We start from the raw sequence: 17,646 nt of genomic DNA, 5'->3' as shown, positions 1-17,646 counted from the left end.
TGCTCTCTCCTTCTTTCCTTAAAACAGCATCACCTTAACGGGGTCGCCGGGATTTTTACCCTCCTCGTTTTCAGTCATCTCAATATATCCGTCCGAGTAGGCCAGCAGGGTGATCATGCCGGATTTGCCATAGGTCGGCTTCACAAGCACGCCGTCCCTTCCTGCCTCAACCGCCACTGTCTGGAAGGTTCTGCGCCCCGGGGCGGCGTGGACATTTTCGGTCAGGGTTCCCACAATGTACTGGTTTTTATACAAATCGGTCCGGTGGAAAATATTCATCAGCTTTTTCATGACCACCATGTATACCATGATGGCAGAGGCGGGCTGCCCGGGCAGGCCGATCACCGGCTTTCCAAGGGCTTTGCCCATGATGGTGGGCTTGCCTGGCTTAATGGACAGGCCGTGGAGGAACACCTCACCCAGATCATTCAGCACCGTCAGGGTATAATCCCGTTCCCCCACCGAGCTGCCGCCGGAGAGCACCACCGCGTCGCTGGTTTCCAGGCCCCGGGTGATGGCTGCTTCGATGGCCTTCGGGTCATCGGCCGCGTAGGCCATCTCAACGACCTCAGCGCCCAGCTTTTCGGTCAGTGCCGCGATGGCCGGGGTGTTGATGTCCACGATCTCGCCCAGCCCCGGAGTCTGTCCGGGCCGCACGATCTCATCACCGGTCGAGATAATGGTAATCCCCGGCTTTTTGTACACCAGAGCGTCCACCACGCCCACCGAGGACAGCACGCCCACATCCTGGGGCCTGATGGTGTGCCCGGCCTCAAAAACCGCCTCGCCGGCCCGGATGTCGTCGCCGGTCAGCATCATGTTTTCCAGAGAGCCGGCCCCTTTGTAGATGGCCAGCTCATCCTCGCTAAACTTTTCAGTATACTCGATCATCACCATGGCCTCAGTACCCTCAGGCACCATGCCGCCAGTGGGCACATAGACAGTCTCACCAGCGTGCAGGGAGAGCTTTGTCTCCCTGCCCATTTCCGCCGCTCCGGTCAGCTTTAAAAAGGCCGGGATGGACGCGCTGGCGCCCTGGACATCCCGCAGCTTTACCGCGTAGCCGTCCACCACAGACCGGTCGAAGTGCGGGACGTTTACACCTGAGACAACAGGCTCGGCCAAAATTCTTCCGAGGGCACGCCCAAGGGGTACCCTTTCGGTACCGAGCGCATAGTCTGAGAAATATTTCTCCATCAGCGCCTTCATTTCATCGGTTGTTTTTACTTCAAATAGCTCCATTTTTATATAATCTGCACTTTCTATAATTCATATCTTCTATTGTAGCTGAATTTACATAAAATGACAAGGCTGACAAAAATTTATCAGGATTTACCCGATAACAGGCGGCGGTTTTTGTTCTTCCGAAGAGCGGAATTCCGGCCTTTTTAAATCTTGATTTATCCTTAATTAAAACGTCCTTCCTGTTTCTCATTATGCCGTAAGGTGTATATTTTATTGCAGACTAAAGGCATATGGACAAATTGTATTCACATTATTTGGGAGGACTAACAAATGACTCAATTATCTAAGAAAATCCGGGCCGCCACCGTCGGCCTGCTGGTCTCTGCTGTCATCTTCGCGGCTGGGTGCTCAAACACAGCGGTGAACCAGGGCGGCGAGGTGTATTACAACGCCAAGATCTTCACCTCGGACGATGACCAGCCCGAAGCCAGCGCCCTGGTGGTAAAAGACGGGAAGATCAGCTTTGTGGGCAGCAGCGATGACGCCCTTAAATTCGCCGGCTCGGGCGCCGCGTCCCACGACATGGGCGGCCGTTTGATCCTGCCCGGCCTCATCGACAGCCACGCCCATTATCTGGCCATCAACACCTGGACCAGTGACGTCATGCCCCTCCAGATCGACCTGGCCATGACCCACGACCAGATCCTGGAGGCTGTGAAGGACTACGCCGAGCAGTACCCTGCCGAGGTCGCGCCTGTGATTTCAGGGATGGGCTACGGCACTGATGCCAGGCCTCTGGCCTCGGAGCTGGATAAGGTCGTCTCCGACAGGCCTGTGGTACTCACCAACAGCGGCGGCCACGGCGGCTGGGCCAATACAAAGGCTCTGGAAATGGCCGGCGTCACTGCCGCGACCCCAGACCCGTCGCCGGGGATCAGCTATTTTGTACGGGATGAAAACGGCAATCCCACCGGAGAATTCAAGGAAGCCTCCACCATGGCCATCATGCTGCAAAACCTTGGCTTAACCTCGGGCAAGGCCATCGAAACCCGTTTTCCGGTCTTTACTCAGACAGTTCTGAGCCCCTATGGCTACACCTCTTACTATGACGCGGGCCTGCTCGTCGCTGACGAGGAGGAATCCATCGACGCTCTCAGCAAGGCAGACGCCAACATCCGCGTTTTCACCTCCTTTGTCTACAGAGACCCTGTCCCTGTCGATGAATTCGTGTCCAAAATGACCTCTATTCGCGACAAGTACACCTCGGACACCGTACGCCCCACCACCCTGAAGCTTTTTAAGGACGGCACTCTGGAGGACTATTCCTCCCTCATGTTTGAAAATTTCAGTGACCACTCCGGCGAGGGCGTCGAGATCCTGGACAATGACCATATGATGGCGATCGCCAGGGCCGCGGCCGCTAAGGGCTTCAACCTTCACACCCACGCCATCGGCGACAAGGCCATCTCCGAAACCCTTGACCTCTACCGGGACCTGGGGGATATCGAGGGCACCAAAACCATGGCACATGTCCAGATTTTGCCCGAGGATGGTATCCAGCGCTTTGCAGAACAGACCGATGTCTTCTACCAGACCACCCCTGTATGGGCTCTGGGCGATGAATTTACCAAGTCCGCCCTGGGTGATGACCGCTACGGCCGCCAGATGCCGCTGAACACCGTTTCCCAAAACGGCACGCTGCTGACCTTTGGCAGCGACGCCCCGGTGAGCAACGGGCTGGCTGGCATCAACCCCTTTACAGAAATGTACCATGCTGTTAAGCGCGGCGAATCCGACGATTATGACCCGCCAAAGAGCGAAGGTATCGACATCGCCACCGCCATCAAGGCTTATACCATCAACGGGGCCAAACAGGTCAACGCCGGGGATGAAATCGGCAGTATAACCGCTGGTAAAAGCGCGGATTTCATCGTTCTGGACCGCGACCTTTTAACCGTCCCGACCGATGAGATCAAGGATACCACCGTGCTCCAGACCTACTTCAAGGGCAATGAAGTTTACAATGCCCAGGACCAGCAGGGCACCGCAAAATAATCTAAAAAAAGTGTAGGGAACCGCACTCAGATGTGCCTGTTCCTTACACTTTTTTGTTGTCCTAAGCTCTGATGGGCATAAGCCTTGGCCGCCGTTTTTCAAAGACCGCCAGCGCCTCAAAGCCGCAGTCTCTCAGCAGCGCAGCCGCCTCGGACAGCCCGTCGCCCACCCGGCCGGCGCTGTGGGCGTCGGAGCCAAGGGTGATGATCTCGCCGCCCAGCGCTCTGTAGCGCGCCGCGATCCAGGGGTTTGGCATAAACTGCCGGCAGTTTTTACTCAGGCTGGAGGTGTTGATCTCAATGCCCCGGCCCCGGCGGATCACAGCCTTCAAAACCGCTTCAATCTTATCCGTATAGGCGTCGAGCCGGTAGATTCCCTGCTCGTCCCAGGCATAGCGGTTGACCAGGTCGAGGTGTCCCAGCACATCGTAGTCGCCCTCCTCGGCCAACCCCAGCACCTCGTCATAGTAAGCGTCAAAAGCGTAGTCGACGCCGCGCTCCCGGATGGTCTGGCGGATGGTAATATCCCCGATATTGTGAACCGAGCCGATGATAAAATCGTAATCGGCCTGGGCCAGAAAATCGTCCAGGGTATCCCGCCGGTACTGCCCCTCCCCAATCTCAAGGCCGAAGCGCACTGCCGGGCCCTCCCCGGCGCTGTCCCTGAGGTACTCCTCATAAGCCTCCCGGTAGGGGTAAAGGCCAAAGCTCTTATCCTTTGGGTTTACTGTAAAGTGGTCTGTAATGCACACCTCGTCCAGCTCCCTGGCGTCCGCCATCTTGCGGATAGCACCGATGGTCTCCTCCGAGTCAAAGGAAAAGCGGGTGTGAACGTGGTAATCGGCAAGATAGGAAGACATGGGCGCACCTTCCTCAGATGGTGATGGTCATCTCTTCCAGATGAAACTGAAAGCTGGCCGCCTCCAGGTTCTGCAAGGCGCTGATACAGATGTCCTCGGCCGCTTCCCGGCTGCCAATCACCATGACATTGTCCAGATTGGCGTGGAACAGGGCGTTTCTGTAGCTCCCAAAGTTCTCAAAAATGGACTGGAGCATCTCGCCCTTCATGGAGTCGTTGATCATCTGCAGATACTGGTGCTTCTGGCGCCCGACGGTTTTAAAAATCTTGCCCACCGGCTGGTTGGCCAGGTCGATGCCGCTCAGGTCTGCCAGGTATTTGAGGTACAGCTCAACCCCGCGGTATACGGAGAAAACCATGGGGCTGTAGTCGGTCAGCTCGATACTGGCGTCGTTCAGCAGCACAAAGGACGGCGAAATCAGGTTGATAAACTGGTCCGCCTGATCCTTTAAGATCCGGATGGTATAGGGGATCTTTTTCCGGATTACCTCATTGATGGATTCCTTTTCCACCCTGCGGTCACCGGTGTTGTTCTCAAAAATATCCTCCAGACGGATAATACAGTCCCGCAGCAGCTCGGTGTTCAGGCCCTTCATCTCACACACGCCGGTGTTGTTGTTGCGCTTGAAAAATACGGACTGTCCCTCAGAGACCATCTTAAAGCCGTTTTCCAGAGACTCATTGGCTGCGCCGTCCAGCCAGCTGTTCCGGCAGATATAATCCCAGGTGGCGGTTTTCATGGGGAAACGTAGCTCAAAGGATAAGGGCTCAGGTGATTCGGCCTTTACACAGTCGATGGCTTCCACCAGGTAGCTGTTAATGTTGCTGGTCAGGGTGACCGCCTGTTTTCTTTTTCCCGGGCCTGTATTTTCAATTTTCAGGCTGACGCTGTTATTGCTTTTGTCCGTTATGGCCTTGAGCTTCTTGGTCGAGCTGAGGCTCAGCTTCTCGCCGGTGACCACAATGCGGTTAATGCGGAAGCTGATGTCCTGTACTGTCCAGTGGGGCTCGCTCTTTTCAAGCCTCAGAGGCTCCTCGGCCACGGGCAGGGCTGTGAGCGCGGCCACGGGCTGCTTTTTCTTTTCCCACTTGTAGCCTTCGTTTTTCACCGCCGCCTTTTTGGCCGGCTCTTTTTTGGCGGTTTCCTTTTCAGGTGTCTCCTTTTTGCTGGCTTGACGGTCAATGGGCTCTCCCCACTGGCGGTCGAACAGGGGGGCCAGGTCTGTGTCAAACAAATCGTTGCTGGCATAGACGGTGGCAATGCGCTTTTTGTTAAAATAGGAGATGGTGAACTTGCGCTTGTTCACATAAAAAACCCGGTGGTATTTTTTATTATATTTGGGATTGTTGGTAAAATCCGACCGTTTCATCAGGGTTTCGATCAGCTCCTCATACCCTTTCTCACTCATGGAGAAGGAGTAGGTACAGGATATGCGGTGCGCAGAAACAGACAGCACCTCCAGATCCCGGTCAATGGCCTGTGAGGGGGCCCCGGAGATAAAGCAGTTGTTTTTTCCAGCTGCCTTGGTAAATTTAGCCTTGGAGGCCAGCACCATATTATCCGGTATGTCATACGCCGCAATGGTGAGGTTTTCCAAAGCCTTCAGATCGCAAAGTTTTACTTTCATAGCAACCCTCCTTTTCTCTATTGTTATTTATACGCCTTTTTCGCTCTATTAATCATACCACAGAGGGGGGTGAATGTATATTAAATTCCAAAAAGAGCACCGCTCACCGCGATGCTCATGATAACAGCCTCTTTATTGGGCCATGGTTCCCTTCAGCTGATTGTAGATTTCCACATATTTTTCAAAGATGCCTTCGTACACCGCATGGGTTTCCGGGTTTGGCTCGACCACATAGGCTTCCTTAACCATGCCGCGGGTGGCTTCCTCAAAATTCGTGTAGGCCTTAGAGCCCACAGAGGCCACAATGGCACAGCCCAGAGCGCTGGCGCCTGCGTCCTCGGTCACCACAATGGGTTTTCCGGTCACATCCGAGATGATCTGCATCCAGACCTTATCCTTGGTGACGCCGCCGCAGCCCACAATGGTATTGACTGGGCTGCCATTCTGCTCAAAGCTGTCAATGATGTTCTTGGTGCCAAAGGCCACGGATTCCAGCAGGGCTCTGTAAATATGCGCCTTGGTATGGCTGAGGGTCAGGCCATAGATAACCCCCTTGGCGTTGGCGTCCTTATAGGGGGTACGGTTCCCCTGGAAGAAATCCAGGGCCACCAGTCCCTCGGCCCCGGGGGCAATGCCCTCAATCTGTTCATTCATATAAGCGTAGGGGTTGTCCATTTTGTCCACGCCAAACTCACGCATGTACCATTTTACAATGGAGCCGGCTGAGGTCTGTCCCCCCTCCAGCAGCCAGGCGTCCGGGATAATGGGCGCGTCGTAAGGCCCCCAGAGGCCGTCCAGCTGAAGCTTCTGTTCGGAGAAGCAGAGCTGTACAAAGCTGGTGCCCATGATCATGGCCATTTTACCGGCCCGGTCTACCCCCAGGCCAAGCATACCGATGTGGGCGTCGATGCCCCCCTGCACCACGAGCATTTCCGGGTTCAGATCGTATTTTTCCGCAAAGTCCTTATTGATGGTACCCAGCACATCACCCACCCGGGTCACGTCCAGAATCATCTTATCCTTATAATCCTCAAGGCCTGCCTGGTTGAAAAAGTCGTCGGACCAGCCGCCCTCACATGCCACATAATGGGCTTTACAGGCCGCCTGGCAGACCGAGTTCGTAAATTTGCCGCAGAGCTTATGGTTGATATAGTCAAGCTGCTCGATGATCTTATAGCTCCTCTGGTAAACCTCCGGCTGATTATTTTTAATCCAGAGCATTTTCGGGATGGTCCACTCCACAGAATCCTCGCCGCCGCAATAGTCGAGGATCGGGTGGTGGGTCGCGTTGACAGACGCCGTCTCCTTAACCGCCCGGTTGTCCATCCACATGATGGCATTGGTCAGGGCCTCGCCGTTTTCATCCACCGGGATAATGGTAGGCGAGGTGGCGCATACGCTGATGGCGGATATGCTGTAGCGCAGGCCGATGGACAGCTTATCCGTCACATTGGCGACCGCGGTGTTCAGACAGCTCCACCAGTCCGCGGGCCGCTGCTCTGCCCATCCCGCCTGGGGGTACAGGGTTTCATAAGCCTGCTCGTCCGATACCACCACGTTGCCGCTCATATCAGCTACCACCACACGCACACTCTGTGTGCCCAAATCAATACCCATAAAATAATTCGCTTGCTTCATTTAAATTTCCCCCTTAGAAATTTGAAATTTATTTTTTCGAGTCCTCTGAATTTTCGTCGATCTCCAGAACTTTTCTCGCCAGCGGCTCGTCAAGATAAAGCACATCGGCATAGCCGCCGCGCAGAGCGCCCAGAACGGCCTCGGCCTTTTCAAGCCCCACTGCTACCATCAGCTTATTCGGTATTTTCTTAATGTGCTCAAGGGAGGTCCCCACAACTCTGCCGTCCAGATTTTCATCCGCCACGTTGCCATCAATATCAATATAATGTGAGCAGACATCGCCCACTGCACCCTTGGTCTTAAAGCTCATGTACTCCCGCGGGCTAAAGCAGCCCAGCTCATAGAGCACCGAACGCTCGGTGATGTTGCCCACCGAAAAGACCGCTGTCCGGCAGCGCTGTGCCAGCTGGAGCACTGAGCTGATCTGGGAATCCCCCATGATCACCCCGGCAATATGCGGCGTGTCCACAATAGCCGGCGCGGGCAGCAGATAGCCGTCCCCGCCGATGGCGTTCTTGAATGCCTTGACAATATCCGTCGCGCCCGACTCGTACAGGGCCCTTGAAGCCCCGCCGTTGAGCTGGATGGTCAGGGTATTGCTGCGGGTCATTTTTGGCAGGTGCTTAATGAGGACATTCAAGGTCCGTCCCCAGGCCACGCCCACTACGCTGTCATCCTCGATGTACTTGGGCAGGTCTGCCGCCATGGCGCTGCAGACATCCTGCACCAGCACCTCTCTGTTTTCCACAACATCCGCCGCAATCACAACCTTGCGGATTCCGAAACGGTTGGTAAATTCAGCCTCCAGATCGGCCAGCGCGTAATGCGGCTGCCGAATCCGAACCTCCACAAACCCCAGGTCCATGGCGTTTTTTAAAAGACGGCTGACGGTGGATTTTGAAATGTTTTCCTTGGCGCCGATATCCTGCTGGCTCATTTTGAGTTCATAGTACATCTTAGCGACGCGAAGGATCTGATTGACTTTGCTCTGTTCCATAATGCTGTCTTCCCTTCTTGATGGTAGAGAAAAATTTCAATATATGAGATTATTTTCATTGTAATGGTTTTTCAGTACTTTGTCAAGCTTAATTTTGTGAAAAAACAATACTAATCAAATACATGAGATATTTTTCAATATTTGAAAATAATCTCATTTTTCTCTTGACAATTCAAAAAAACAGGCGTATTCTATAATCAACAACGAATTACCACGAGAAACAAAAGAACCAAAGGAGATTAAAACTATGAGCATTCTTACCTATGTCGGCGCAGGCCAGATGGCGTCTGCATTAACTTATCCTGTAATTGAAAACGGACACGAAGTACGGTTGGTGGGTACCCCGCTTGACAGAGAAGTCATTGACGAGCTTCGCAAATCAAACTTCCATATCAATTTAAAACGAACCCTACCAGACACGGTTAAATACTATCAGGTAGAAGAAGTGGAAGAAGCCCTCAAAGACGCAGATGTTGTATTATGCGGCGTCAGCAGCTTCGGCGTAGACTGGTTTGCAGAAAATATTCTTCCAATCATCCCCGACGATGTCCCGATGATCGCAGTGACCAAGGGCATGATCGACCAGGAAGACGGCTCCATGATCACCTATCCCCACTACTGGGAATCCAGACTGCCTGAGGGCAAAAAGCTTTCCATCAACGGCATCGGCGGCCCATGCACCAGCTATGAGCTGGCCGACAAGGACAATTCCGCCGTTGCATTCTGCGGCCGCGACATTGAAACCCTGCGCAAAATCAAGGCAATGTTCACTGCTCCCTACTATCATGTAAGCCTCTCAACCGATGTGATCGGCGTTGAATGCGCCGTCGCGCTCAAAAACGCTTACGCCCTGGGCGTTTCCCTGGCAGTCGGCATCGCGGAAAAGAATGAAGGCATCGGCGTTCAGCATTACAACTCCCAGGCCGCCCTGTTCGGACAGAGCGTGAAGGAAATGAAGCAGCTTCTGAATTTAGTCGGCGGCGGTGAAGAAAATATCATCTACGGCGCCGGCGACCTCTATGTTACCATCTTCGGCGGCAGAACCCGTAAAATCGGTACCCTTCTGGGCCGCGGTTTGTCCTTCGACGACGCCATGGAAGAGCTGGCAGGCGTCACACTGGAATCCATCGTCATCGCCACCCGCACCGCGAAGGCAGTCCGCAGACTGGCTGAAAACGGCAAAGTCGACCTGGCCGACTTCCCGCTGCTCATGCACGTAGACGACATTATTAACAAGGGCGCCGAAGTGGATATCCCCTGGAAAGCCTTTGAAACCGAAAAATTCTAGACAACCCTGCACCTCATATATAACCCCAAAAAGATCGGCGCAATTTTGTGCCGATCTTTTTTTGTGCTATAATATCTCCGTAATCAACCCACAGATAAAAAGGAAGTGACTTAAATTGGCAAAAAAGGATAAAAACAAAACCAATGTGATGCGCATTTTAGATAAAGCGAAGCTCCCCTATACCCCCCACGAATACGACCATGAGGACGGCGCTGTAGACGGCGTTACCGTCGCTGCCCGCCTGGGCCAAAAGGTGGAGGAGGTCTTTAAGACGCTGGTATGCCACGGCCACTCCGGCGATTACTGCGTCTTTGTGATCCCGGTGGCAGAGGAGCTGGATTTAAAAAAAGCTGCCCGGGCAGCCGGTGAAAAATCTGTTGAAATGATCCCTGTCAGGGACATCAACAGCGTCACCGGCTATGTGCGCGGGGGCTGCTCACCCATCGGCATGAAAAAATCCTTCAAAACTGTTTTTGATGAAAGCTGCAAAAACATTCATCATATTATTGTCTCCGCGGGAAAGATCGGCTATCAGATCGAGCTGGAACCCGAAGCCCTTGTCGCCTTTGTGCGGGGCAGCGTGGCCGATATTATAAAATAAGCCCGGCAAAAGAAAGGAATCGTTTATGAGCCCATACAATATTCTTATCGTAGAAGACGACGCAGACATTAACAGCCTTCTGGAAAAGCTGCTGACCAAGGCCGGCCATCACGTGCGCCCTGCCTTTTCCGGCAGCGAGGGTAAAATGTGCCTGGAGCAGTACCAGTATGACCTGGTGCTCCTGGACCTCATGCTTCCCGGCGTTACCGGAGAGGAGCTGGTCGCCCAGATCCGCAAGTCGAGCACGGTGCCCATCATCATCATTTCGGCCAAGGCCTCTGTGGCCGACCGCATCGACCTGTTAAAGCTCGGCGCGGATGATTTTATCTGCAAGCCCTTTGACGTGGGCGAGGTGCTGGCCCGTGTCGAGGCGCAGCTGCGCCGCGCTGTGGCTTTTTCAGAAGCCGGTGGCAGCGTGAAAATTCTGACAAGCGGCGACCTCGTCCTGGACGCGGACAGCATGGAGGTGCGCCTGAAGGATCAGCCTGTTTCACTGACGGTCCGGGAGTTCAAAATCCTTCATCTGCTCATGTCCCATCCCAAAAAGGTCTTTACCAGAGAGAACCTCTTTACCCAGGTCTGGGAGGACGCGTTTCTGGGCGAGGACAACACCGTCAACGTCCACATCAGCAATATCCGAAGCAAACTCGCCAAAATCGACCCTGGCACCAGCTATATCAAAACCGTGTGGGGCATCGGGTTTAAGATGGAAAATTGAGAATGATTGTTACGCAAAAGCAATTAAAAAAGCGACTTTCAGCCGCGACATCGTGTCAAAAAACCTGAAAGACGAAGCCTTTTACCTAAGGAAGAAAAAGGTGTCCTGCAGACACTTCCCTTGCAGGGACAGCTTCTTCACTAAAGTGGAGCCTTGATCTCACCAGTGACCGGCTGTTCCGGTATTTTGGCACGATTCCTGGTCGTTATTCGCAGCGCCTGGACCTTTTTTTATCTGGATAAAAGGCGCAGTCTCGGGCCGCGCCACTTTTTTGACAGTCTGAAGATTCCAATCAAAATGCACAGTATTTTTATGCTTTCGGCAAGCCTCTGGTTTGGCCTAAAAAAAGGTCGAAGTGCAAGGCATGGCGGCTTTTTTCGACGGCCAAACTTCACGCTTTCTTAACATTTGCTAGAGCAAACCTTACAGTTTTCCCGGTATAATAAAGCCAACGAAAGGACAGGTGAACAACATGAAAACAACCGTACTTAAAACACGAAACCTTACTAAAAAATACCATCATGTTCCGGCTGTAGAGGACGTATCCCTCTCCCTTGAAAAGGGCGACATCTACGGCCTCATGGGCAAAAACGGCGCGGGTAAGACCACGCTGATCCGCCTGATCACCTCGCTGGCATTACCGGACGCAGGCGAGATCGAGCTCTGGGGGGAAACCGCGGCGAGCGGGCTGAACACCATGCGCCACCGCATTGGCGCCATTGTTGAGGATTCCTGCTTTTATCCCTTTATGACGGCCCGCGACAATCTGGAATATTACCGGATACAGCGGGGCATTGCCGGCAGGGAATGCGTGGACGAGGCTCTGGAGCTGGTTGGTCTCAGCGATACCGGAAAAAAGAAATTCCAGAAATTCTCGCTGGGGATGAAACAGCGCCTTGGCCTGGCCCTGGCCATCATGCACCGGCCCGACCTGCTGATTCTGGACGAACCCACCAATGGGCTGGACCCCATGGGCATTGTGGCAATCCGGAACGTTCTGCTGCGGCTTAACCGGGAGCAGGAGGTCACCATTCTGATTTCCAGCCATATTCTCTCTGAGCTTTCCACCCTGGCAACCCGCTATGGCTTTATCCATCAGGGGCGTCTTGTCAATGAAATTACCGCCAGGGAGCTCGAATGCGAATGTCAGGAGTATCTCGAGGTGGTCGCGGACAACACCGAAAAGGCTGCCATGGTTTTGGAAACCTGCCTGGACTGCCGCGCCTATGAGGTTCTCCCCGACGGCGTACTGCGTGTCTACGGCTTTCTGGACCAGGTGCCGCTCTTATCACAGACACTGGCGCAAAACGGCGTTGGCCTTTACTCGCTGACCCCCAAAGGCTCCAATCTCGAGGACTATTTTATCTCAGTTATCGGAGGTGAAGAAAATGCTTAATTACATCAAGGCAGAATGCTTTAAAACCTTTAAGCGGGTTTATATGCGCAACACGCTGTTGATTTTTGTGCTGCTGGCAGTTGCCGTCAACGTCCTGTTTTTTGTTGCCTTCCGGAGCAACCCCGCCGATTCTCAGGAGCTCATCCGGACCAGCCTCTCCATTATTGTCCCAATGCTCCTGATTATGGTATATATGATGCTGATTATGATTGATATTGTGTTTTCTGAGGAGTATAAATACAAAACCTTTAAAAACACGCTGTCTTTTGGCTTCACGCGAACCCAGGTCTACTTCGGGAAGCTGGCTGTCTCCATTATTGTAGCAGTTGTCGTATTCTTTATCACTCTGGCGGTTTATCTGGTCAGTCTGTTCCTGCTGCTGGGTTTCCCCGAAGATATGAGCATGATCGGCCTGGTTTTTAGCCGCATTGCGGCGGCCATTCCCCTGTACATCGGCGCACTGTGCCTCTGTAACGCCTGTGCCTTTATCATTCCCAACAGCACGGCCTTCAGCTTTGTGTACATGGGTTTTCTGATCGTCCCCTATCTTCTGTTCTATACCTTGACCCTGCTGAATCCGGCTTTTATGCCGCTGTTCAGCACTGCTCTGGTAACGCCCTTTTACACAGCCATCATGGGGATGGACATCAGTATTGCCAACATGGGCGATATGATGGCAGTAGGCTTTAGGGTGAATAACATTGAATACCTCCAGAATGCCTCCTCCCTTCCCGGAACCTCTGTCGCCTACTGTCTCATCCTTGGTCTGGCCTACGCGGTAATCGCTACCCTGATCGGCCTTGCGGTTTACAGACGCCGGGAAATACGTTAGAGGGCTTTATCGTACATTTCTGAAAGGAGTCAGAAACATGTTCCTGACACTCATCTTTTTTATCGCACTGTCGGCCGTTTTACTGGCTCTTTTACTTCTTGAGCGCCGGAGCCTCGGCAAGCTCAGGGATGACCTGGGCGCCGTCAACCATTCTGATGAAAGCACGCCGAACAGGCGCCTGTCCCTGCCGGCGCCCGGGCGCTCCCTTGAGTCGCTGGTCCGCGAGATCAATACCCTGATGGACCAGAAGCAGGCGGTTCAGGTGGAATCCCTGCGGCGGGAGAAGGCGCTTAGACGCCAGATCGCCAACATCTCCCATGACCTGCGGACACCGCTGACGGCCATTCTTGGCTACACCCAGCTTTTAAAAGATCCCACCCTGTCCGCCGAGGACCGGGCCGAATATCTGACCGTGGTGGAAAAGCGCTCCCACACCCTCCAGACCCTGCTCACAGGTTTTTACGATCTCTCCCGGATGGAATCCGGCGAGTACCCCCTGAACCTCTGCCCGGTTGCGCTCCACCCCATTCTCTGCGAGCTGCTGGCCGCTTTTTATGAAGACTTTACGGACAAGGACATTCATCTTGAGATTGACCTTGAGGATGGGCTGCCCGAGGTGCGTGCTGACGCGGGCGCAGTCACCCGCATTTTCACCAACCTGATCCAAAATTCCCTGAAGCACGGAGGCCGGCACCTTGAAATCCGCCAGTACGCCGAGGGAAATACCGTAGTCACGATTTTCAAAAACGAGGCCGGTGGTCTGACCGAGTCGGACATCGCTTCGATTTTTGACCGCTTTTTCACAGCCGACCGCATGCGCACCGGCCAGAACACCGGGCTGGGTCTGGCCATTGTCAAAAATCTGGTGGAGGCCATGGGCCACCGGGTCACCGCCAGTCTGGACGGCTCACTTTTCAGCCTCCGCATTTACTGGAATCAGGCGTAAAAAGAGCACGGCACAATTTTGTGCCGTGCTCTTTTTTATGGTTTGATCACAATGTTTTCCGGCTCTTTTCCCTCAGATACCAGGCGCAGGTTTTTCCAGCTGTCCCGGTGCATCTTATGAAAAACGTGATAGGTCGTGCCCGCCACATGGGGCGAGACGGCCAGCTTCTTTTCCCTGACTTCCTCAGGCAGCCTTAAAATGGGGTTATCCAGCGTAAAAGGCTCTGGCGCAAGGGTATCAATTCCGGCGCCGGCAATGGTTCCATCAAGCAGCGCCTGGGCCACAGCCTCCTGATCCATGATCTCACCCCGGGCTGTATTAATGAGGATTCCGGTCTTTTTCATCCTTCTCAAAAAGTTCCCGTCGATAAAACCAGTGGTTTCCGGCGTTACCGGCAGGTTGACACTCACAATATCCGAGGTCTCGAGCAGAGTATCAAGGTCGCAGTAGTCAACATTCCGCTCCGCCTCCTCTTTCTCGGGCAGGCGGTGCCGGTTATAATAGAGCATCCGGCACCCAAAACCGTCCAGCCTTCTGGCCAGCTCCTTACCGATAGCGCCAAAGCCGACAATGCCCACAGTGCTGTCTCCCAGCTCCATGAGCCCATCCAGTATGAACCGCTGCTTGGCGGCTGCCTGCTCGCCCTCATACACCATGCGGGCACCCTCCATAAACCGGCGCTGCAGCGCTAAAATCAACAGGATGATCTGCTCAGCAACGGCGCCGCTGTTGGCGGAGGCGTTATTACACACATATACGCCCTTCTCTCTGACGGCCTCCAGGTCAATCCGGTTATACCCCACGCCTTCAGACTGGATCAGCTTCAGATTGGGCAGGCCCCGGATCAGGCTGCCGCTGACCGGCAGCACCGGGTCGGCAAAAATAAAGGCTGCGTCGCCGGCCTTTTCCAAGATTTCGGCGTCGGTCATCTTCTGGGCAAAAACGAGCTCCCAGTCCTCTGGAATCTGGCTGAAATCGGTGTATTTCTCAATCCGCGCTCTGGCGGCTAAAACAATGACTTTCATTTTATCGCTTCCTTTCTTTCCCCATTGTAGCGGTTTCTGCCGGTAATTTCAAGGCAGGTTCCTTAGGTTTTTTAAGCCCTTGTTTAATCCTTTGCTTTTGGGTATATTCTTAAAAGAAGATGCACGCAGGGAAACCTGCAAATTCAAAGAAAAGAGGTTTTAAGCCAATGTTTAGAGAAAAAGTCCGTGTGGTTCAATACGGCTGCGGCAAGATGGCCAAGGTCATCATCCGCTATTTATATGAAAAAGGCGCAGAAATTGTGGGCGCCATTGATGTTAACCCGGATGTTGTCGGGATGGATATCGGCGATTTTGCCGAACTTGGCGTAAAACTGGGCATCACCATCAGCGATGATGCCGACGCGGTTTTAGACAATACAGACGCGAATGTCGCCATTGTCACCATGTTCAGCTTTATGGACGATATGGAGGAAGCCCTTGAAAAGGTAGCGAAACGCGGTATTAACGCCATCACAACCTGTGAGGAAGCGATTTACCCCTGGAATACCTCCCCAGCCATCACTAACCGGCTCGATGTCCTTGCCAAGGAAACCGGCTGTACCATTGCGGGCTCCGGCATGCAGGATATTTTCTGGATCAATATGATCGGTACCATCGCGGGCGGTGTTGACCGGATCGACCGCATCGAGGGTGCTGTGAGCTACAACGTTGAAGATTACGGCCTGGCGCTGGCCAAGGCCCACGGAGCCGGCCTGACTGCCGAAGAATTTGAAGAACAGATTGCCCATCCCGAAACCCTTGAGCCCTCCTACGTTTGGAACTCCAACGAAGCGCTGTGCTCAAAAATGGGGTGGACCATCAAGTCTCAGACACAGAAAAACGTCCCCTTCTTCTCTGACGAGGATGTTTATTCCGAAACTCTGGGCGAAACCATTAAACGCGGCAATGCCATCGGCATGAGCTCTGTGGTCACCACTGAAACCTTCCAGGGACCTGTGATCGAAACACAGTGTATCGGCAAGGTTTATGGCCCCAATGACGGGGATATGTGTGACTGGAAAATTTCCGGTGAACCGGATACCACTTTCTATGTGGAAAAGCCAGCCACAGTGGAACACACCTGCGCCACTGTTGTCAACCGGATTCCGGCGCTGCTGAACGCACCTGCCGGTTACTTTACCGTTGAAAAAATGGAACCCGTCGAATACATGACCTATCCGATCCAATATTATGTGGATGAATTTTTCTAAAAAGCCACAAAAACGGCACCGCTTTTAGCGTGTGCCGTTTTTTATGCCCATTTTACAGCTTTCCAAAGTTTCTCAAAAACAGGGTGTTCATAATGGCCCGGTTGCCCTTCCACCAGTTTTCACTGAGGATAAAGGCATCGCCGTACTGCGCCATATTATCGAACCAGGTCCAGGTAATCCCCCAGACACCATCTTTGGGCTTGGTGTCCAGCAGATACTGCAGCTCTTTGCCCACCATTTCCGCGTTATCTTCATAGAAAACACTGGAAGGGCTGTTGATGTAATTTGACGGACGGACGCCGTACTGCGCCCAGACGGTTTCATCCTCCCCGATGGCTTTTTTTATTTTCCCGCCCAGTGCCTTTACCAGGGCGTCACAATCATAGCCGCCGAGCCTGATCTCTATGATGGTGTCGATGAGCACCATATACCCGCTCAGGCCCATTTCTCCGTAACTCATATCCTGTGCCAGCATGTTCATAAAAATATCGGTGAATGTGAGTGCCTTCTGGTAAAGCGGGGACTCCGGATCGCCGTATTTCAGGATAAAGGCTGAGAAACTGGCTGTCATGCCGAGATACTCCTTACGGTTCATTTCCTCGCTGTAATTCCACCAGGGCGCGTGAGGGTAGTCATCGTTGCTTTCCACTGTAAAGCGCCAGCCATAGTCTGCCAGATCCTTCCCTGCCTCCAGGTATTTCCAGATTCCCTGATAAACGGGATGCTCCATGTCCTCGAAGCCGACAAGTCTCAAAAGCCCCAGGGCGTGGTCGGTGCTCGTGGGGGTGGAATTTGGATTCCAGTTGTCCGGCTCCAGAACATGGCCAAAGCCGCCGTCCTCATTCTGGTAGGATAACAGCGCGTCGGCAACTGCTTTTTTATCCCCATCCTCAAAAAAATACTGCCACAAGCACAGTTCCACATGCCGCGCGTTTCGGTACATCCATGTTTTAATTTCATTATAAAGGGCGTTCTGCATCGCAAGTCCTTCCTTTCGTTGTTATATCTGTTATTATACCATCTCAGATTCTGGGGACTTGTAAAAAAGCGACATTCTTGGCGCTGTTAAGTGTCAAAAAACACGAGAGACGAAGCCTTTTACCTAAGAAAGAAAAAAGTGTCCTGCGGGCATTCCCCTCACAATAATATCTTCTTCTCTAAAGTTGAAGCTTTATCTCGCCAGTGTCCGGCTGTGCCAGCAGCACGGCACGATGCCTGTCCGTGATCCACAGCGCCTGGACTTTTTTCTTTTCTGGATAAAAGGCACA

General features: G+C 53.2%; 15 protein-coding genes. 8 read left to right on the top strand and 7 right to left on the bottom strand.

Annotated features, from left to right (window positions below):
- Positions 1-18: 18 nt before the first annotated feature.
- On the bottom strand, positions 19-1,242 hold the full coding sequence (locus B2M23_RS10870; RefSeq protein WP_038353575.1) for a molybdopterin molybdotransferase MoeA: 1,224 nt from the start codon (positions 1,240-1,242) through the stop codon (positions 19-21).
- Between the two features lie 273 nt (positions 1,243-1,515).
- Here B2M23_RS10870 and B2M23_RS10865 point away from each other — a divergent pair, with 273 nt between their 5' ends.
- The gene (locus B2M23_RS10865; RefSeq protein ID WP_038353574.1) at positions 1,516-3,240 is read left to right on the top strand and encodes an amidohydrolase; all 1,725 of its coding nucleotides are present in this window, start codon (positions 1,516-1,518) and stop codon (positions 3,238-3,240) included.
- A 61-nt stretch (positions 3,241-3,301) separates the two neighbouring features.
- Here the strand turns inward: B2M23_RS10865 and B2M23_RS10860 are convergent, their stop codons facing one another.
- The 4 genes from B2M23_RS10860 to B2M23_RS10845 form a co-directional block, all read right to left on the bottom strand.
- Positions 3,302-4,099: a histidinol-phosphatase HisJ family protein gene (locus B2M23_RS10860; RefSeq protein ID WP_038353573.1), complete on the bottom strand. Its 798-nt coding sequence runs from the start codon at positions 4,097-4,099 to the stop codon at positions 3,302-3,304.
- A 13-nt stretch (positions 4,100-4,112) separates the two neighbouring features.
- Entirely contained in the window at positions 4,113-5,726 is a 1,614-nt protein-coding gene (locus tag B2M23_RS10855; RefSeq protein WP_038353572.1) for a type II toxin-antitoxin system RnlA family toxin, read from the bottom strand.
- Between the two features lie 132 nt (positions 5,727-5,858).
- Positions 5,859-7,364, bottom strand: coding sequence for an FGGY-family carbohydrate kinase (locus B2M23_RS10850; RefSeq protein WP_038353571.1), 1,506 nt, complete (start codon positions 7,362-7,364; stop codon positions 5,859-5,861).
- Positions 7,365-7,392: 28 nt separating this feature from the next.
- The gene (locus B2M23_RS10845; RefSeq protein ID WP_038353570.1) at positions 7,393-8,361 is read right to left on the bottom strand and encodes a sugar-binding transcriptional regulator; all 969 of its coding nucleotides are present in this window, start codon (positions 8,359-8,361) and stop codon (positions 7,393-7,395) included.
- Positions 8,362-8,608: 247 nt separating this feature from the next.
- Here B2M23_RS10845 and B2M23_RS10840 point away from each other — a divergent pair, with 247 nt between their 5' ends.
- From B2M23_RS10840 to B2M23_RS10815, 6 genes are all read left to right on the top strand, one after another.
- Positions 8,609-9,649, top strand: a complete 1,041-nt coding sequence (locus tag B2M23_RS10840; RefSeq protein WP_038353569.1) for an NAD(P)H-dependent glycerol-3-phosphate dehydrogenase — start codon at positions 8,609-8,611, stop codon at positions 9,647-9,649.
- 148 nt (positions 9,650-9,797) lie between these two features.
- Positions 9,798-10,250 carry a Cys-tRNA(Pro) deacylase gene (ybaK, locus tag B2M23_RS10835; protein ID WP_038353629.1) on the top strand — a complete coding sequence of 151 codons (453 nt, stop codon included), beginning with the start codon at positions 9,798-9,800 and terminating at the stop codon, positions 10,248-10,250.
- 25 nt (positions 10,251-10,275) lie between these two features.
- The gene (locus B2M23_RS10830) at positions 10,276-10,968 is read left to right on the top strand and encodes a response regulator transcription factor (protein ID WP_038353568.1); all 693 of its coding nucleotides are present in this window, start codon (positions 10,276-10,278) and stop codon (positions 10,966-10,968) included.
- A 472-nt stretch (positions 10,969-11,440) separates the two neighbouring features.
- The gene (locus tag B2M23_RS10825) at positions 11,441-12,364 is read left to right on the top strand and encodes an ABC transporter ATP-binding protein (RefSeq protein ID WP_038353567.1); all 924 of its coding nucleotides are present in this window, start codon (positions 11,441-11,443) and stop codon (positions 12,362-12,364) included.
- Positions 12,357-13,196, top strand: a complete 840-nt coding sequence (locus B2M23_RS10820; protein ID WP_038353566.1) for an ABC-2 family transporter permease — start codon at positions 12,357-12,359, stop codon at positions 13,194-13,196. Before B2M23_RS10825 ends, B2M23_RS10820 begins: the two co-directional genes overlap by 8 nt.
- A 37-nt stretch (positions 13,197-13,233) precedes the next feature.
- Positions 13,234-14,142, top strand: coding sequence for a sensor histidine kinase (locus B2M23_RS10815; protein ID WP_038353565.1), 909 nt, complete (start codon positions 13,234-13,236; stop codon positions 14,140-14,142).
- Between the two features lie 35 nt (positions 14,143-14,177).
- Here B2M23_RS10815 and B2M23_RS10810 read toward each other — a convergent pair whose 3' ends face one another.
- Positions 14,178-15,167: a 2-hydroxyacid dehydrogenase gene (locus B2M23_RS10810; protein WP_038353564.1), complete on the bottom strand. Its 990-nt coding sequence runs from the start codon at positions 15,165-15,167 to the stop codon at positions 14,178-14,180.
- A gap of 167 nt (positions 15,168-15,334) precedes the next feature.
- Between B2M23_RS10810 and B2M23_RS10805 the strand changes: the two genes are divergently transcribed.
- A complete protein-coding gene (locus B2M23_RS10805; protein ID WP_038353563.1) occupies positions 15,335-16,378 on the top strand; it encodes an NAD(P)H-dependent amine dehydrogenase family protein in 1,044 nt (347 codons plus the stop codon).
- A gap of 52 nt (positions 16,379-16,430) precedes the next feature.
- Here B2M23_RS10805 and B2M23_RS10800 read toward each other — a convergent pair whose 3' ends face one another.
- Positions 16,431-17,357 (bottom strand): hypothetical protein, encoded by a 927-nt coding sequence (locus tag B2M23_RS10800; RefSeq protein WP_038353562.1) that lies wholly within the window; start codon positions 17,355-17,357, stop codon positions 16,431-16,433.
- Between the last annotated feature and the right edge of the window lie 289 nt (positions 17,358-17,646).

The organism is Eubacterium limosum (genome assembly GCF_000807675.2).
GTDB classification, from domain to species: Bacteria; Bacillota; Clostridia; order Eubacteriales; family Eubacteriaceae; genus Eubacterium; species Eubacterium limosum.
The sequence above is the reverse complement of the archived record's forward strand: the minus strand, read 5'-3'. Positions and strand labels throughout refer to the sequence as shown.

Excerpts from the sequence above, each read along its gene's own strand:
- B2M23_RS10870 (WP_038353575.1), bottom strand. The coding sequence starts at position 1,242 with ATGGAGCTATTTGAAGTAAAAACAACCGATGAAATGAAGGCGCTGATG.
- B2M23_RS10865 (WP_038353574.1), top strand. The coding sequence starts at position 1,516 with ATGACTCAATTATCTAAGAAAATCCGGGCCGCCACCGTCGGCCTGCTG.
- B2M23_RS10860 (WP_038353573.1), bottom strand. The coding sequence starts at position 4,099 with ATGTCTTCCTATCTTGCCGATTACCACGTTCACACCCGCTTTTCCTTT.
- B2M23_RS10855 (WP_038353572.1), bottom strand. The coding sequence starts at position 5,726 with ATGAAAGTAAAACTTTGCGATCTGAAGGCTTTGGAAAACCTCACCATT.
- B2M23_RS10850 (WP_038353571.1), bottom strand. The coding sequence starts at position 7,364 with ATGAAGCAAGCGAATTATTTTATGGGTATTGATTTGGGCACACAGAGT.
- B2M23_RS10845 (WP_038353570.1), bottom strand. The coding sequence starts at position 8,361 with ATGGAACAGAGCAAAGTCAATCAGATCCTTCGCGTCGCTAAGATGTAC.
- B2M23_RS10840 (WP_038353569.1), top strand. The coding sequence starts at position 8,609 with ATGAGCATTCTTACCTATGTCGGCGCAGGCCAGATGGCGTCTGCATTA.
- ybaK (WP_038353629.1), top strand. The coding sequence starts at position 9,798 with ATGCGCATTTTAGATAAAGCGAAGCTCCCCTATACCCCCCACGAATAC.
- B2M23_RS10830 (WP_038353568.1), top strand. The coding sequence starts at position 10,276 with ATGAGCCCATACAATATTCTTATCGTAGAAGACGACGCAGACATTAAC.
- B2M23_RS10825 (WP_038353567.1), top strand. The coding sequence starts at position 11,441 with ATGAAAACAACCGTACTTAAAACACGAAACCTTACTAAAAAATACCAT.
- B2M23_RS10820 (WP_038353566.1), top strand. The coding sequence starts at position 12,357 with ATGCTTAATTACATCAAGGCAGAATGCTTTAAAACCTTTAAGCGGGTT.
- B2M23_RS10815 (WP_038353565.1), top strand. The coding sequence starts at position 13,234 with ATGTTCCTGACACTCATCTTTTTTATCGCACTGTCGGCCGTTTTACTG.
- B2M23_RS10810 (WP_038353564.1), bottom strand. The coding sequence starts at position 15,167 with ATGAAAGTCATTGTTTTAGCCGCCAGAGCGCGGATTGAGAAATACACC.
- B2M23_RS10805 (WP_038353563.1), top strand. The coding sequence starts at position 15,335 with ATGTTTAGAGAAAAAGTCCGTGTGGTTCAATACGGCTGCGGCAAGATG.
- B2M23_RS10800 (WP_038353562.1), bottom strand. The coding sequence starts at position 17,357 with ATGCAGAACGCCCTTTATAATGAAATTAAAACATGGATGTACCGAAAC.